Annotated in this window: 14 protein-coding genes and 2 pseudogenes; 8 read left to right on the forward strand and 8 right to left on the reverse strand. The window is 43.1% G+C overall.

Going from position 1 to position 15,865, the window contains the following annotated elements:
- Positions 1–83: 83 nt before the first annotated feature.
- From DC083_RS08450 to DC083_RS08465, 4 genes are all read left to right on the forward strand, one after another.
- Positions 84–1,391 (forward strand): acyl-CoA thioesterase/bile acid-CoA:amino acid N-acyltransferase family protein, encoded by a 1,308-nt coding sequence (locus tag DC083_RS08450; RefSeq protein WP_109189787.1) that lies wholly within the window; start codon positions 84–86, stop codon positions 1,389–1,391.
- Positions 1,388–1,960: a CMD domain-containing protein gene (locus tag DC083_RS08455; protein ID WP_229822618.1), complete on the forward strand. Its 573-nt coding sequence runs from the start codon at positions 1,388–1,390 to the stop codon at positions 1,958–1,960. Before DC083_RS08450 ends, DC083_RS08455 begins: the two co-directional genes overlap by 4 nt.
- The gene (locus DC083_RS08460) at positions 1,957–2,541 is read left to right on the forward strand and encodes a peroxidase-related enzyme (protein ID WP_109189788.1); all 585 of its coding nucleotides are present in this window, start codon (positions 1,957–1,959) and stop codon (positions 2,539–2,541) included. Before DC083_RS08455 ends, DC083_RS08460 begins: the two co-directional genes overlap by 4 nt.
- Before the next feature lie 268 nt (positions 2,542–2,809).
- On the forward strand, positions 2,810–3,601 hold the full coding sequence (locus DC083_RS08465) for an IrmA family protein (protein WP_109189789.1): 792 nt from the start codon (positions 2,810–2,812) through the stop codon (positions 3,599–3,601).
- A gap of 88 nt (positions 3,602–3,689) precedes the next feature.
- Here the strand turns inward: DC083_RS08465 and DC083_RS08470 are convergent, their stop codons facing one another.
- On the reverse strand, positions 3,690–4,760 hold the full coding sequence (locus tag DC083_RS08470) for a helix-turn-helix domain-containing protein (RefSeq protein WP_109189790.1): 1,071 nt from the start codon (positions 4,758–4,760) through the stop codon (positions 3,690–3,692).
- A gap of 601 nt (positions 4,761–5,361) precedes the next feature.
- Between DC083_RS08470 and DC083_RS08475 the strand changes: the two genes are divergently transcribed.
- From DC083_RS08475 to DC083_RS08490, 4 genes are all read left to right on the forward strand, one after another.
- Complete coding sequence (locus DC083_RS08475) at positions 5,362–5,727, forward strand: cupin domain-containing protein (protein ID WP_109189791.1); 366 nt, start codon at positions 5,362–5,364, stop codon at positions 5,725–5,727.
- Between the two features lie 20 nt (positions 5,728–5,747).
- Positions 5,748–6,575: an ethanolamine utilization protein EutJ gene (eutJ, locus tag DC083_RS08480; RefSeq protein ID WP_109189792.1), complete on the forward strand. Its 828-nt coding sequence runs from the start codon at positions 5,748–5,750 to the stop codon at positions 6,573–6,575.
- A 35-nt stretch (positions 6,576–6,610) separates the two neighbouring features.
- Positions 6,611–6,958 (forward strand): ethanolamine utilization microcompartment protein EutS, encoded by a 348-nt coding sequence (gene eutS, locus DC083_RS08485; protein WP_109189793.1) that lies wholly within the window; start codon positions 6,611–6,613, stop codon positions 6,956–6,958.
- Between the two features lie 85 nt (positions 6,959–7,043).
- Positions 7,044–7,511, forward strand: coding sequence for a EutP/PduV family microcompartment system protein (locus DC083_RS08490; protein WP_109189794.1), 468 nt, complete (start codon positions 7,044–7,046; stop codon positions 7,509–7,511).
- Between the two features lie 358 nt (positions 7,512–7,869).
- Here DC083_RS08490 and DC083_RS08495 read toward each other — a convergent pair whose 3' ends face one another.
- From DC083_RS08495 to DC083_RS08525, 7 genes and pseudogenes are all read right to left on the reverse strand, one after another.
- Positions 7,870–8,418 carry a BMC domain-containing protein gene (locus tag DC083_RS08495; RefSeq protein ID WP_109189795.1) on the reverse strand — a complete coding sequence of 183 codons (549 nt, stop codon included), beginning with the start codon at positions 8,416–8,418 and terminating at the stop codon, positions 7,870–7,872.
- A gap of 3 nt (positions 8,419–8,421) precedes the next feature.
- Positions 8,422–9,762, reverse strand: coding sequence for a 4Fe-4S dicluster domain-containing protein (locus DC083_RS08500; protein ID WP_109189796.1), 1,341 nt, complete (start codon positions 9,760–9,762; stop codon positions 8,422–8,424).
- Positions 9,763–11,014: 1,252 nt separating this feature from the next.
- Positions 11,015–11,287, reverse strand: a pseudogene (locus tag DC083_RS10380) (BMC domain-containing protein); the annotation flags it as partial.
- A gap of 132 nt (positions 11,288–11,419) precedes the next feature.
- Entirely contained in the window at positions 11,420–12,079 is a 660-nt protein-coding gene (gene eutL, locus DC083_RS08510) for an ethanolamine utilization microcompartment protein EutL (protein WP_109189798.1), read from the reverse strand.
- A gap of 12 nt (positions 12,080–12,091) precedes the next feature.
- Positions 12,092–12,862, reverse strand: a pseudogene (eutC, locus tag DC083_RS08515) (ethanolamine ammonia-lyase subunit EutC); the annotation flags it as partial.
- A 170-nt stretch (positions 12,863–13,032) separates the two neighbouring features.
- Positions 13,033–14,394, reverse strand: a complete 1,362-nt coding sequence (locus DC083_RS08520; RefSeq protein WP_109189800.1) for an ethanolamine ammonia-lyase subunit EutB — start codon at positions 14,392–14,394, stop codon at positions 13,033–13,035.
- 16 nt (positions 14,395–14,410) lie between these two features.
- Complete coding sequence (locus DC083_RS08525; RefSeq protein WP_109189801.1) at positions 14,411–15,838, reverse strand: ethanolamine ammonia-lyase reactivating factor EutA; 1,428 nt, start codon at positions 15,836–15,838, stop codon at positions 14,411–14,413.
- Positions 15,839–15,865: the final 27 nt, after the last annotated feature.

Here is a 15,865-nt window from a genome sequence, read left to right on the forward strand (position 1 = left end):
TCGTAAATAGATCACTGTCATCGAATCTCAAAGATTGCAAAATCTTAAACAATTTCAAAACAGCCAAAAGGAGCATTCATCTAATGGAACTGATCATTACGCCCACTAAAGCGACCATTGATACTCCTCGAGAGATTCGAGTCAGTGGTTTACAACCATTTGAAACGATCGAAATATCCACAGAAACACTCCGCGCGGGCATTCCTTGGCGCAGTCACGCACGATTTAAAGCCGATGTAACGGGAATGGTCGATCTCACTCAACAAGCCCCCTTGCCCGATAGAGATCAAGATTATCAAACGATCGATCCTATGGGACTGATCTGGTCTCAAACACCGGATCAGATCGCACAAGATCACGCGACAGATACACCGATTTTCTCTCAAGATCTCTTCGAAACTATTGCGACCCAAGTAAGGGTTACTGGGGTACAAGGCACTATAGAGGCAACCCTCTGGCAACAACTTGCAGATCAAGGGATTCGCCGTATTGAAGTGCGAGAAAAGGGATTAGTCGGTGTAATATATCAACCGAAAACAGAAGGGCCTCATCCGGCAATAATGATTCTCAATGGTTCTGGCGGCGGAATGAATGAACCCCGCGCAGCGCTCTATGTAAGTCGAGGATATATCGCCTTTGCCTTGGCCTACTTCAAAGCACCGGGACTATCAGACTATATTTCCAATACGAATCTAGAATATTTTAAAACTGGGCTCGATTGGTTACGTCACCGTTATACACCTCTCCATAACTTTGTGGCACTCAACGGGCAATCTCGAGGGGGCGAACTTGTATTACTATTAGCAAGCCTCTTTCCTGATGATGTTTCCGCTGTAATCGCCTATGTTCCGGGCGCTGTAATTCATTCCGGACAAAATGCGGCCGATCCAAAAATTGGGCGAGAAGCGCCTACTTGGTACTATCAAGGGAAAGCGCTCCCCCACCTTTGGGAGAATAATCGCACTGCGAGCTGGGCCCCTTTTGATGAAGGTCCTAATCCTCATCGGCACGAATGGGCAATCTTAACAGCCCTTGATGACCCGGAAGCCGTTGAACGTGCGATGATTCCTGTGGAGAAGATCCGATCGCCGATTCTCTTAATCTCCGGCACTGATGATGGGGCTTGGCCCTCAAGCCGCTATTGCCGAATGATTATTGATCGATTGGCGCAATATGATTTTCCCTATGCTGTCCGCTGGTGTGATACGCCTAATGCCGGACATAACATTCTCTTCCCTTATCTACCCACAACGCAAATTACCCATACGCATCCGGTTTCAGGGCGCATTAATAGTAATGGAGGTTGCCCTCAAGCCAATGCCAAGGCAAATGAAGCGAGTTGGCAGGCAGTACAAACCTTTTTAACAGATCTACTCAAGGAATCTCTATGACACAATTGAATCCCACGATGCAGATCGGTGCGGACAATCCCGCCGAGCATCAAGCCGAAAATCAGACGCATCAATTGGATCTCATCGATACGCTATTAAAACTCAATCCCGCAGGAAGCACCTATCGCGCGCGCCATTTTCGAGATAATATCTGTCACAGCACACAAGCCAGCTATGATGCGCTCTTTAGCAACAAACTACATCTCCCCCTACAAACCCGTTGGCTTGTTGCACTCTATGCCGCTCAACTGACACAATCGCACGAATTAACCCGTCATTATCTCAATGAAGCAGAGGATGCAGGTGTTACTGAAGAGGCTTTACAAGCGGTTTTGCAGGATGATCTTGATCTCATTTCTGAGCCTACTTTACGCGCTATTTTACACTTTACCCGCACTTTAACCCTCAAGCCGATTGAAGGGGATCAAAGCGCCCTACTCGACCTTGAAAGCGCCGGTGTTGCAACGGCAGATTGTATCGCTTTGGCACAGTTGATCGCCTTTCTCTCTTATCAAATTCGGTTAGTTACCGGTCTGAAAGCAATGCAAGCCTTGGAGGATACCCAATGAAAAACCCAATTAGAGCCAATGGCTTTACCAATGAAGTGCTCGGCTGGAAAGCTTGGCTCAAAGTCCTCGACCTCAAACAAGCAACGTCGGAGCAGATCGCGGTTTTAGAAGAGAGCCACCCTAAAGCTAAAACGATGGATTACTATCTGCTACTCGCACATCAACCTGAAATTCTACATCATCGCTCGCAAACCTATAATGAGATTATGTATGCCCCCGAAGGATTAAGCAGAGCCGAACGGGAGCTCGGCGCGTTAACTGTCTCGCAAATTAATGGCTGTGTCTACTGTGCTTCTGTTCATTCTCAACGTTTTGTAATGGCCTCAAAACGCCCGGAACTGGTGCAACCGATCTTTGAGAATCCAAGGACTGCCGCAGAAACAGCTCGCGATGCTGCGATTATTGACCTTGCCATTGCCCTAACCGAACAACCCGGCACACTCAACCCGCAATATATCGAAAACCTCAAAGCCACAGGTCTTGATGAATTAGAAATCCTCGACCTCATCCAAGCAGTCTCAATCTTCGGCTGGGCAAATCGCTTAATGCTCAATTTAGGAGAAGCCATTCTGCCTGAGTAGGAACTATTGTAAGAAACAGTGCTTGAGATAGAAGAAAGAAGAGAGAAACCCGCGCAAGCGGGTTTTCTGGTTTTAGATAAATAACAGATAAATCAATAACCGATTGTTTTAAAAATTATGTTAAATAGCTTATAAGATACAAAGCAATATCTTATTATAATTATATAATAAGATTAATTTATTATGACTCTATAGACACAACCTGTCATAAAACAATGCTACTATATTTATAAATCAATAACCTATTAAACATCCACCGGAGAGAAAAATGAAACAACTACTCAAAATAGCTACGCTCACTTTGTTGGCTTCTTCAATGTCATTGGCATTTGGGCAAACTGAGAGAAGTGCGCGTATTATGCCGATAACTTCAGACTATATTGGTCAAGGTTACTGCTCTTATCTATTTAAAGTCGATAATGGTGGTTCAGGTTCGGAATTTAAGAATTTAAAACTTTCACTCAATGCGAAAGATATGTTCGGTCAAATTATTGATCAGCAAAAACTAGAGATCGAGGGCTTTGGAGATTCTAATGCTACAAGTACAACTTTTGGCTTATTAGAAACAGAATGTATTGATGCACTACATGAATTTGAGATCGTGGATGCTCAAGAGAGGCAACCCGATGGTCGTTGGTTGCAATTACCGCTCTACCTCTTTTCTGTAGACAATCCTAAATTACCACGAATGACGATTAAAACAGCTCCCGGAGCAGATCTCATTCATCGGAATTTTATCGGTACCTGGGTGACAGATAAATCTCTTTGTAGTAATCCGGAGATTTTAGATGATAGCCAATATATTCTCACAATTTCTGGGGATACTGTTCGTTTAAATGGTTGGATGTTCACCTATACCGAGAGCTTTCCTGGATTAAATGCTGGCGATAATGAAGACTTTAATACCCCTGAGGCCTTTGGTGGAATAGCAGAGTTTTTCCAATTTGCACCGGATTATTCCCAAACCTATGGCAAAAGAGAAACAAGCTATCATCTCAATAAAGGTAAGCTCACGATCAATGATGGAGATCTGAGCTTTGTTTCATGCCAACGCAGATAATAAAGGATTGCTTACATCAAGTTAACATGCATCACTCTATAAGGGATCAATCCACACTGATCCCTTTCTTATATTGAAAGAATCAATTTTAATGAAACCGTAACCGCTGATTCAGTGTTTGAGAGGGGCGTTCTTTAAAGAGGGATTGATAATCTTGGGAGAATTGACCCATATGCCAAAATCCCCAAGCCATTGCGGCATCTTGAACGGTTATAAATTCAGAATAGGGACTTTTTAATTCCCTACGCACAGCATTGAGTTTAATCGCTTTCAGGTAAGTAACCGGTGAAACGTGCCAAATATTATTAAAGGCCGTTTGTAACGTTCGTCGGCTTATATGGAGATATTCACAAATATCTAAAATCGTCATCTCATCGCGGCATCGGGCATTATCAAGAATAAATTCATGGGCTTTTTGCACAATATTGATATGATTCAGCCGGGATTTAGGAAGTACAATACGGGGAGATTGATCGATATTATGAAAAAGCAGATCAAGCAAATCTAACAAGTCATAACGCAATGTTTTAAGTGTGGCTTCATTATTGAGAATATGCGGCGTATGTTGCGCCATCTCAAGCAACACCTCAATCGTATTACAGAGACGTAATTTATCTGTTGGCTGCATTGCAATAGTCATTTGACTGGCTAAATGTTTCAGCGGTAATGGACGCTGTAGAAATACTTCAAAATAACTCTCTAATAGTGAGAGATCGACCACTAATCCTAAGATCGTATAGTCATCCGGAGTATTGAGACCAAATTCCTGCCCACCAATTTGAATACCAACCAAGTTATCCGCAAGCTCATTATGACCGATCATCCCATGTTCGCTATTATTCGGTACAGGAATCCCGATCCAAATCGCACCCGGCCAAACCATACACTTTTGCTGAACCAATTTACTAGTGTACTCTTTAAAGAATTGAATGCCCTCAATCCATCCCTCTTTAACATACCCAGAAAATTCCCCAGGTTGAATCTGATTATAGAGCTGTTGCCAACCGGTGATATTACACGCATGTTCATAGACATCATTCGATTGACGTAGTTGAATCTGATTCAGTGTTGCGATAGGACGCAAGTTATCTGCTGAATCAACAAGATTTGTAGAGTATTTATGAAATCGATGAAGATCAATTTTATCTTTGTAACCCATCACATTCCTCACCTTCCCCTATTCTTACTGAAATAAAGGGACTATCAACTCAAACTCTACTTTGATCAGATTTGATCGAAGCAAGTTTGATTTAATCGGACAAACACATCTTAAAATAGAGATCATTTAGATGATCATTTTGCATAGCGATTATTCTTGAATCATTTTTTTGAATGGCTCTTTCTGAATGGCTACTCGGAAATGACTATTCTTGATTAACTATTTTTTAAAAATTCAATTAAAATCCAAACTAAAATATCAATAAATATTATTTAATTGTTTTATCTATATTACCCTATACAATAATTAATACATGACTCATTACACATTTGGTCAATGAATTTTATATATCACAATAAAGAACTGATAAAACTTACAATAATGCTAAAAATCCCTAAAAAGTCTATGGTATGCGTTTAGTAAGGATTATTTATATAGCATCTGCAATTCGTCTGCCACTTCATAAACAGTCTTTCCTACTTGAATCAATATTTATACGCTTTTTTCATAATTTGCCAAATATTGATATTAAGAGATCATTTTGATTGCTACTGTGTTTTGTTAATGTAGCGATAATCCCGAATTGAATAAGCGAGATAATATGAAAAAAATCATTACAGCCGATACGGTTCGTACTTTAATCCGCCAAGGGGATAAGAGGCTATCTTACTGTGAAACCCGTGATCTTATTACACCTGAAGCAAGGGATCTCTTGCAAGAATATGGCATCACTTTAGAAACCATCACGCGCACAAAAACAGAGGATACTCCCTCTCAATCAAGTCCTCACTCCACAATCAAGCCTCAATTTTGTGGGATTCGCCCTAACTTTGCGATTTCTGATCGAGAACTGATCTACTTTCGCGTCATCGAGCGACTTCGGCAACAATATCCCAATCATCAAACGGATGAATCCACCTTACGGGCGCTCATTGAACCGATTTTAAATCGTTATCTTCCCCAATAGATCTCTCTTAAGGACATGTTATGACACAATCCACAGAACTTCTCCCAAGCTGGGTTAGCGATAATCTGCAACAATTAGCCAAAATTGTGAATAGCGACTACAAAGTCGTCAATCCTAAACTGCCCCTTAAACTCGGAATCGATTTAGGAACGAGTGACATCGTCTCAGTGGTATTAGATGCTGATAATAACCCCATTGCCGCTCGTCTTAGTTGGGCGGATGTGGTGCGTGACGGTGTGGTCGTCAATTTCTATGAAGCGATGACCATTGTTAAAAAGCAGATTAGCGAACTAGAAGCCTTATTAAAAACAGAATTCACCGCGGCCAATACCTCTTATCCTCCTGGAACAGATCCCAAAATCTCGGTAAATGTCATTGAGGCTGCGGGGTTAGATGTGGCTGCTGTGATTGATGAACCCTCTGCAGTAGCGAATCTCTTAAAACTCAATCAAGCTGCTGTCGTAGATATCGGCGGCGGAACAACGGGAATTGCGATTCTTAAAGACGGTGAGGTGATCTATTCCGGCGATGAGGCAACAGGCGGCCGACACGTGACCTTAACTATTGCAGGTAGTCTGCGTAAAAGCTATGAAGATGCCGAAACAGAGAAAATTACCAAGGGCAAAGAGATTTGGCCTATTGTTCGTCCTGTATTTGAAAAAATGGCAGATATCACCCGACAACATTTACAGCATTATCCTGTAGATCGGCTCTATCTATCGGGCGGTAGCTGTATGCTTCCCGGCGTTCAACCACTCTTTCAGAAAGAATTCCCTGAGCTTACGGTAATTCTACCTGAGCACGCGATTTTCTTTACCCCCTATGCTATTGCCGCTTATCAGGCTTAAACCCATAGTAATCATTGAGATCAGGAGATATTTTTATGGATTTTGAAAAAGTTCCTACCCGCATTATTCAAGAGTTTGTGCCTGGTAAACAGGTCACACTGGCCCATTTGATTGCGCATCCTGGCGCGGATCTTGCTACTAAAATTGGCGTTCCCGGCGCTGAAGCAATCGGTATTATGACCTTAACACCGAGTGAAACTGCCATGATTGCCGGCGATTATGCCACTAAAGCTGCGGATGTGAATATCGGTTTTCTAGATCGTTTCACCGGTGCATTAGTACTTTATGGATCTGTAGGCGCTATTGAAGAAGCACTCATACAGACGATTCGTAATTTAGAAAATACCTTAGGGTATACAGTTTGTCCGCTCACCCGAAGCTAAGTTAAATTCCGAAAACAGACTGTTATGCATGATTGTTTTAAGTTTTTGCAGAAGCTGAAAGCACAAAAGGAAATAAATCATCATTATGGCGATACCTAAAACTAAAAAATATGTCTTTGTCGGTGCGGTTGATGCCGGCAAAACGTCCATTTTTAATGCGCTCAAAGGCGATTTTGAACTTGCTCGCAAGACACAAGCAGTGGATTATAATCTCGCCGGGGGTATCGATACCCCCGGGGAATTCTTTAGCCATCCACATCTCTATAAAGCGATGATAAGCACGACAACTGAGGCTGAGATTATTATCTATGTTCACGCCGCAGATGATGAGGTTTGCCGGCTTCCTCGTGGCATTTTAGAGATCTATAATCATAAAACGATTATTACGGTGATCACAAAGGTAGATCTTCCCAACATTGATCTCCCTAAAGTGCGACAAATTCTACGGGAATGTGGCTTACCGGAACCTTATTTTGAGATGAACACACAAAACCCCGAGGATATCGCGCGCTTTCGTAGCTATTTAGAATCTTTAGGGGCTGTCATTGAATGACGGAGTAATGGAGTAAATATTAATAAATTTGGTTTAAGAAAAATGGTTTTTAAACAGCTATTGTGGGGTTTTAAAAGAAGATAAAACCTGACTTACCAACAGTTGCAAGATGCCGGATAGAATAGCTTCCTTGTCTCTTACAACCGATGCGCCGGCATTTAAATGAGCTTCTTTTGAACCGATATTACTATAATATCTGCCCCAATAGTAACTCTGCACATATCAAAAGCGATCATAGCGACTTCTCTCAATTATGTGATGAAGTCTTCTATGATCGCTTTTGATGTTGGAGTGATATTGGAATGATGTCGGAAATAATTGACGATAATTCTCGATCCTTTCCCTCTTGTGTATCCCCCTAAATCAATTGTTCCCAAAGATCAGGATGTGGACGAGGAACGACCATACTATAGACTAATAGCCCTTTCTGACCGGCACTCTCCTGCCCAACATTTACCGCTGCTTGCACATCAGCCACATCGCCTGCGGCCACAAAATAACATTTGCCACCAATACCAAAGGCCATATGTACTCGAATTAATGTCACATTAGCAGCTTTCACTGCAGCATCAGCCGCTTCAATACAAGCAGCGACGCTATAAGTTTCCACAACACCGATTGCTTGTCGTTGTTCAACGGCTGTCACGCCGCTAATAGCCGGCAAAATACTTGGGTGAATATTAGGAAGAATAAATTGATCCACTAGCAGAAATCCACCTGCTTCCGCACCCGATTGCACTGATTGCGTAACCGCAGCGATCTCCCCACCAACCATCACGATATATTTTCCGGGACAGATCGTTTTAGAAGTAAGAAGCGTTACATCCGCCGTTTTCAACATTACATCGGTGACTTCAATACCTTTGGCAATACTATTTAATTCCACTAATCCAATTGCATGTAACATCTATCACTCCTTTGTCATCACTATATTATCTGCATTAATTTGTTCCACAACCCCTGAGATCGAAGCATGTAAGGGAACACCTAATTGTCCGGGTTCCATTACTGCAATCAGATCTCCTCGATTTACCCGATCCCCCACATTCACAATCGGTCTGGCAGGTGCACCAATATGTTGAGAAAAAGGTAAAGTAACACGATCAGGTTGCCAATCAATATCAATCAAGGGTGCTTTATGATTCATCTTATCGAGATTGATCCGCGTTAAGAGTCGGTTAATCGGCAATAGACGGAACTCTGCCATGGGATTAAGAGGTCGTAGCGCACCCTCATATTTAGCCCCGGCACTGCGGAACTCTTTTTTAAGGGCTTGATTCAGGCGCATGGGAGAAATCTCTACAGGGCAGGCATAAGCCTCACAGATCCCACATTCTGAACAGGTTAAAGCTGACAATACCGTGGAAGATTCCGTTTGATCTGCTTTCCGATAATTCACGGCTCGAACAATCAGATGCGGCGGTAATTCATGACCGATTAGGTGACGTGGACAGAGCTCTGTACAGAGACAACATTGCTCACAGACGGTACGCGCCATCGCAATAATACTCTCCATATTTTGTGTTCGCCGGCGAATCAAGAGATGATCCTGTGGTAGTACTAATAAGCCCCCGGTGGTCTTCGTGATCGGCGCATCAAGATCTGTCACCAAAGTACCCATCATCGGACCACCATTGATATAAGCCGGATTCGGTGTTGTTACACCACCAGCCATCTCCAATACTTGACGATAAGTTGTACCAATAGGGACTGTGACTGTAATAGGATTTTGTACCATTCCATTAATCGTTAAGGTTTTATCGATTACAGGTGCTTCATGCTCCACCGCTTTTGCCACATTAATTAATGTTTGTACATTATTCACCACAACCCCCACAGAGAGCGGAAGAGCCGCCGGAGGTACACGACGACCGGTAGCCATCCAAATGGTAATAACTTCATCGCCTGCGGGATAGATATCGTCTAAAATATGGATACGAATATGTGGATGACCCTGCAACTGCGCCTCTAAGGCACTGATCGCAGTTTTATACTTCCCTTTCAGAGCAATAATCCCCTCTTTTGCACCAGTGGCGATCATTCCATACTCAATCCCTTTCACTAATAGCTCGGCATTGAATTCTGCTAATTGTTGATCTACTTTCAACAAGGGTTCACACTCAGCCCCATTCACTAGAAAGATTTCAGCTTCTGCACCAAACTTGACATAAGTGGGAAAACCGGCACCGCCCGCTCCGACGATTCCAGCTTGTTGTACTCGCGCTCTAATAGTTTCACGATCAATGTTCATCCTACATTCCCTTTCTTAAAGTACCTGCGTACCCGATCAATTGAGCCTTAAAAATTGAGTCTCACATCTTAAGCTTTATAAGTTGAGCTCTATCCGTTGAATCCTATAGATTGATAAAATAGCGATTGCTATTTTTCCGCAATAATTTCTGGCGAACACTGCGGTGCAACACACGTTTAAGATTTGCTAAATCGATACCAAGCCGGTTACTCATCTCTAATAAATTAGAGCCCTTTTCCCCTTTATCTCGTAGGAAAGAAGCCACTAATTTGAAGATCTCTTCCATTTCAGGATCAAACTCGATATCAATATCTTCTAACAATTCCTCTAAATCTAACGTCTCTAAATTCGTCTCATCTAGATCCAATGATTCAAGATTCTCTTCGATATTCAGCTCTTCATTTGGTTCTTTATTTTGTTCTTTATTTGACTCGTTATTCTGTTCTTCATTCTGTTCTTCAGTCTCATCTTGACCAACCCCATCAGAGTGTTCGCTCACAGCATTAGCTTGCTCATCGCGTTCTGCTTGCCAAATAGTCGCTTCTTCGATGATTACTTCTGAAAGCTCGGCATGCGCCTCAGCCTCCTCAGCTTCTTCTACAACTTCTTCAACCTCTAACTCACCCATCACTTCTGCTATTTCATCATCTGCTGTATCATCATCTACAACAGAGTCCTCCGCAAGTAACTCATCGGTGAGATCCAGCTCATCTGTTGCATTTTTATGCTCGTGTTCGATAGAGGCATGTGCCATTCGCTCAAGTTCAGTAATCGCTAATTTATTACGAGTCTCTGCCACTTCTTGCGCAATCGATGATTCTTCATTTGTTAAATTCGCTTCGGCGATAGCGGCCTCAATCATTGCCTCTGCTACTTCCTCTTGCGATAAATCTTCCTCATCATCGGGAAGCTCAGACGATTCACGTGAAACATCGCCTCTTTCTACAGCTTCTACCTCATCATGATAAATTACTTCTTCTGTTAATGCTTCTAATGTGGATTCTTCAAGGTCTAAAACCTCTATTTCTAACTCCGGTTGCTGAGATATGCGCTCATTTTCGTCTTCATCCATTTGACTATTATAGCGATCGACTGTCTCATTCTCGACCGGCTCATTATCGGCTTCAAATGGGGGTTCTTCCTCAAATACTTCGGTCAATTGGGGTGCGCTATCCACCGATACTTCTACCGCTTTTGAGGCAACGCCGTAAGATTGTAAAATCTCCTGGTGTAACTCGGAATCATTACCACAAAAACTTAATACCATTCGTTCTGTATCTCGTTCCGGTCGACCTAATACTTTCTGACAGAGCACTTTGCCACCGATATACTCCGTTGCGGCACAACCTGCATCAAGCGCGGCTCGGCAAGCGGCAAGATCGCCCTCAATCACAATCGTAACTAATGCAGAGGGTGTTACAGAATGACTCAATAATCGTACGTTTGCTGATTTCAACATTGCATCCATCGCCTCTACGCCGGCTACAAAGCCATACACTTCTAATAACCCTAGTGTATTAATCATCCTGTAACTCCTTTCTACACTTCATGAATAATAGGGGGATAATCTACCGTAGATATCCCCAATTTCAGTTTTCAATAGATGCGAAACTGATCCTCAATCAATCTTAAAAGAGGATCTTGAATCGCTTGCTATTTAAGCTGATTGAATCGGATTCCGACCAATTTCTAAGACCGCCTCAGTAAACGCATCACATGCAGCTTTACACGCAGCTTGACTACCCCGTAAAAAGGCCGCTGAATAGTTGGTTTCTGAAGGAGGTGGCGTATAAGAGACCATCTCAACATCCGCCGCCTTTAAAGCAGCATCAATGCCAAAAGTGGCTTCTAATGGGGGGGCAACTAGATAGGCAATAGAATCCCCGTGGCGAATATTCGCCATTTCCGAGAGATATGAACCTGTACGCGATACAACGTGCGCTAAAAAGGCAGTATCTTCTTGATCATTAGCCCATTGGAATGCAGGTCCCTCTTCAATCACGCTAATCATAGCATTAAGCCCTGCTCGAACTTCTGCAGGATTAGGTCCCCCTAACATAATCAAGACCTCTCCTGAAGTAGGTGAGGGTGAATGAGCAGCCCCGGCATACAGTGAACGACCATATACGACTTGAACAACCGATTGTTTCGTCGCTTCATCGGCTGCAATATAGGCAACATCGTCAGAGTCGGCCGTCAATAGACCTAAACTGCGAATATCATCAGGTAAATTGAGTTCTTTACGAAAATCCTCATGTAGTGAAGCGATCAATCGCACTGCTTTCACACTTGGGCGAATTAAATCTAATGCTGGCATAATGATTGCCTCCTATCTTAATAAATTAATACCGGATGCTTTCTTCTCAAGCATACGTTTGACCAAATCAACGATCACCGCAGCGGCTTCAACTGGTGGCGTTCCTGCACGGTGAATATTAGAGATACAAGTACGATCCGCTTCTACCGTATCTTGAATCGTAGGGCTGTAAACCGCATAACAAGAGAGCGATTCAGATTGTCCTAATCCCGGACGCTCACCGACTAACATAACTACCGCTTTTGCCCCTAAGATTTCACCAATATGATCTTCTAATTTCACACGACCATAGCGGGCAAAAATAGGCGTTCCCACTTTAAGGCCGGTATTTTTAAGGCCTGCCATCAATGGCGGTAAAATCTCTTCATAGTTTGCTAATACCGCATCTGTAGATAGACCATCTGAAATAATGACCTGTACATCAGGTTGTTGTACACACTTCTCTTTGATCAGTGCGATCGATTCAGCATTTAACACACGGCCCATATCAGGACGGGTCAGATATTGATCTTTATCTTTAACCTCAGATTGCACCTCTAATAAGCCTTGTTGTTCTACCCATTCCACCGGAATCTCTTTAAGAACCGTATCTTTTGAGCGAGAATGATCTGCTAAAAAACGAATTAAGGAGAGTGTTCGAGGACGAACACCGGCGCGACCTGAACCGACCCGTGCGGCTGTATTATTTTTAAACCCTTGTAAAACATCAGGCTTATGTGGATGTTCAACACCGATCCAAGCTTTAGCTTCGGCCGAGCCTAGATCAAGACTGCAGGATTCCACCTGATGATGAGTGCCGCTCCCTTGAGAATGACCGGCATTGTACCCGCCATTATCCACAGAATGACCTTGTGTAAAATGTTGGCCATTACCATTTGATTGCACCGCTAATTTACTAATCACTTGCTGTACAAGCGCTTCAATTTGTTTCTGATCCATTGTTCATTCTCCCCTTAGAAAAATAGTGAGGCATCACCGGCAATGCTCGTTAAGCGACCATTTTGCATAATCCCCATTTTCTCAAGCCATGCATCAAACTCAGGTGACGGACGTAAATTCAATAATTGACGAATGGTCGCAGTATCGTGGAATGCAGAGGTTTGATAATTAAGCATAATGTCATCCCCTAATGGCATCCCGATAATGAAGTTACAGCCTGCCGTTGCTAATAAAATAGAGAGCGTTTCATTCACATTCTGATCCGCATTCGCATGGTTGGTATAACAGCAATCAACGCCCATTGCCACACCATGTAATTTCCCCATAAAGTGATCTTCTAACCCTGCACGCATAATTTGACGGTCATCGTAGAGATACTCAGGACCAATAAAGCCCACAACGGTATTCACCATAAAAGGATCATAATGACGCGCTAACCCATAGTTTCTCGCCTCTAAGGTCACCTGATCTGAACCATTGTGCGCATTTGCTGAAAGCGCTGAGCCTTGTCCTGTTTCAAAGTAGAAGAAGTTCTCGCCGGCAATACGGTTATACTCGCGTCCTACCGCTTGCGCTTCATCGAGCATCTCAAGAGAGATACCGAACTCTTTAAGCCCTTTTTCACTACCACAGATACTTTGGAAAATAAGTCCTCCTGGCGCACCTTTACGAATAGCTTCCATCTGTGTAGAAACATGGCCTAATACACAACCTTGTGTGGGAATCTGATATTTATCGATCACTTCATAGATCGTATCTAATACCCGACGTAAATTTTCCACATCATCTGTCACAGGATTTACCCCAATGACCGCATCTCCTGCGCCATAAGATAAACCTTCATAAATTTGCGCCTCGATACTTTTCACATTATCGCGAGTATCATTCGGTTGTAGACGGCAAGCAAAGTGCCCGGGTAAACCGATCGTATTATTCGCGCGTTTTACAACAGGAACTTTTTTCGCCCCATAGATAAGGTCTGCATTTGAACAGATTTTCGCCACACCGGCGATCACTTCTGAAGTGAGCCCTTTACTAATAAAATTCCAATCTGTCAGTGTTGTATCATCTGAGAGGATATATTCCCGAAGCTGTCCGATCGTCCAATTTTTGACTCGGTTGTAAGCCGTTTCATTGAGATTATCTTGAATTAAACGAGTAACACAATCCTCTTCATAAGGAACGACAGGGTTGTTACGAATATCCGCAACGGTCAATTCAGATAGCACTTGTTTCGCGGCCACTCGCTCTTGAGAGGTTTGCGCGGCTACGCCTGCTAACACATCGCCGGAACGAAGTTCATTGGCTTTTGCCAAAACCTCTTTCACATCCCTAAATTGGTACGTTTGGCCAAATAACTGCGTTTTTAATTTCATTATTTCTACTCCTTAACTATGCCGGAAATGCTAGTGATTTAATGGTTACAGGGACAATCTCACCCTCAAAAAGTGGCTTGCCTACATCAATATAATCACCCTCTCGAGTCACAACTTCATCTATTACCGCTAGCTTTCTCGCCCCGATATAAGGCTGTAAAAGCATTCCTAAAACTTTCCCTAAATCCTGCTTTGCCACTAAAATAAGCGGCAATTGACTCTGATACCGCTCTACAAAGAGAATTAGGGCTTCTACACATTGTTGAATATCCTTATAAAGCACCGGTAGATCCTTAGGCAGATTCACTGCATAGAGATCTAAAGCCGGGTCAAGGTCATGCTGCTTAATTGCAAATTCCCAATCATCCACTAACTGTTCAGGTTGTAGATCAATACCGGATAATCGTGTCTGAATGACCGGAATATTGCGCAATGGCAATGCCACCTCTTTTAACCAGATCGTACTTCCCGAAAGAGAGAGCGTATGAGCACCTGCACCGATCACTGTTGCTCGAATTGTCTGCTTCGGTTGCACCAATGCTAATCTTTTCATTCCGCTGTTATTGCGCAGGGCTTCTGCCAATAAAGGACCGATATCGCCATATTGAAAAAGCGCTTCACTAGCAACCGGTTCATAAAGACAAGTCCCCACTCCCCCTGAGATCGTCACCGCTTGAAATCTCCCCTTTGCGGGAAGATCATCGGTCATCATCAATTGCTTGGCTAAATCTGAGGGTTCTCCTATGGCGACTTCATAGACCAATTGCGCCATAGTATTTGCCACTTCCCGCACTTGATCCATAGAGAGCATTAAAGGATCAAAATCCGCGCCAAATAATGCTGCGCAAATAAGCCGTGCCGGTTGATGTGCTCGCAATACACCTCCATTTTCATCAAGCTCCAACAGACGCCCACCAATATTTAAGCAAGCGGCCTCTTGAGGTTCTCCATGATCAAATATGGCGTAATTCGCAGTTCCCCCACCGATATCAATATTGAGCACTCGTCCTTTCAAATCCTGAGAAATTTCAGCAGCTCCCGCCCCTTGCCCCGCAATAATGGATTCCAAATAAGGGCCTGCCGTTGCTACCACAAAGTTACCCAATTTTTCAGAGAGATTCATAATCGTCGGCCGAGCGTTACGGGCTTTAGAAGTCTCACCCGTAATGATAATTGCCCCAGATTCTAATGACTCAAGTGCAACACCGGCTGCTTGGTATTGACTCAAAATAAAGCTCAGTAACTCCTCTTCACGAATCTGTCCTTCAAAATTGATCGGTGTAAAGATCACCGGACTCTCATAGAGAATCTCCCGCTTGGTAAATTCATAATGAGGCACCTGCGATACTGCTGCACGATTCACTAACTCTAATCGTGAAAAGATCACTTGTGTTGTGGTAGTTCCCACATCAATACCAACACTATGAAGTACTGTTGCCGCCATATTGACCTTGCCTTATTAACGATTATT

Source organism: Ignatzschineria ureiclastica (genome assembly GCF_003121845.1).
In the GTDB taxonomy this organism is placed as follows: domain Bacteria; phylum Pseudomonadota; class Gammaproteobacteria; order Cardiobacteriales; family Wohlfahrtiimonadaceae; genus Ignatzschineria; species Ignatzschineria ureiclastica.

Bases quoted from the DNA above. Each gene is read 5' to 3' on its own strand.
- DC083_RS08465 (WP_109189789.1), top strand. From the start codon at position 2,810: ATGAAACAACTACTCAAAATAGCTACGCTCACTTTGTTGGCTTCTTCA.
- DC083_RS08455 (WP_229822618.1), top strand. From the start codon at position 1,388: ATGACACAATTGAATCCCACGATGCAGATCGGTGCGGACAATCCCGCC.
- DC083_RS08500 (WP_109189796.1), bottom strand. From the start codon at position 9,762: ATGAACATTGATCGTGAAACTATTAGAGCGCGAGTACAACAAGCTGGA.
- DC083_RS08470 (WP_109189790.1), bottom strand. From the start codon at position 4,760: ATGGGTTACAAAGATAAAATTGATCTTCATCGATTTCATAAATACTCT.
- eutJ (WP_109189792.1), top strand. From the start codon at position 5,748: ATGACACAATCCACAGAACTTCTCCCAAGCTGGGTTAGCGATAATCTG.
- eutS (WP_109189793.1), top strand. From the start codon at position 6,611: ATGGATTTTGAAAAAGTTCCTACCCGCATTATTCAAGAGTTTGTGCCT.
- DC083_RS08495 (WP_109189795.1), bottom strand. From the start codon at position 8,418: ATGTTACATGCAATTGGATTAGTGGAATTAAATAGTATTGCCAAAGGT.
- DC083_RS08525 (WP_109189801.1), bottom strand. From the start codon at position 15,838: ATGGCGGCAACAGTACTTCATAGTGTTGGTATTGATGTGGGAACTACC.
- DC083_RS08520 (WP_109189800.1), bottom strand. From the start codon at position 14,394: ATGAAATTAAAAACGCAGTTATTTGGCCAAACGTACCAATTTAGGGAT.
- DC083_RS08475 (WP_109189791.1), top strand. From the start codon at position 5,362: ATGAAAAAAATCATTACAGCCGATACGGTTCGTACTTTAATCCGCCAA.
- DC083_RS08460 (WP_109189788.1), top strand. From the start codon at position 1,957: ATGAAAAACCCAATTAGAGCCAATGGCTTTACCAATGAAGTGCTCGGC.
- DC083_RS08450 (WP_109189787.1), top strand. From the start codon at position 84: ATGGAACTGATCATTACGCCCACTAAAGCGACCATTGATACTCCTCGA.
- eutL (WP_109189798.1), bottom strand. From the start codon at position 12,079: ATGCCAGCATTAGATTTAATTCGCCCAAGTGTGAAAGCAGTGCGATTG.
- DC083_RS08490 (WP_109189794.1), top strand. From the start codon at position 7,044: ATGGCGATACCTAAAACTAAAAAATATGTCTTTGTCGGTGCGGTTGAT.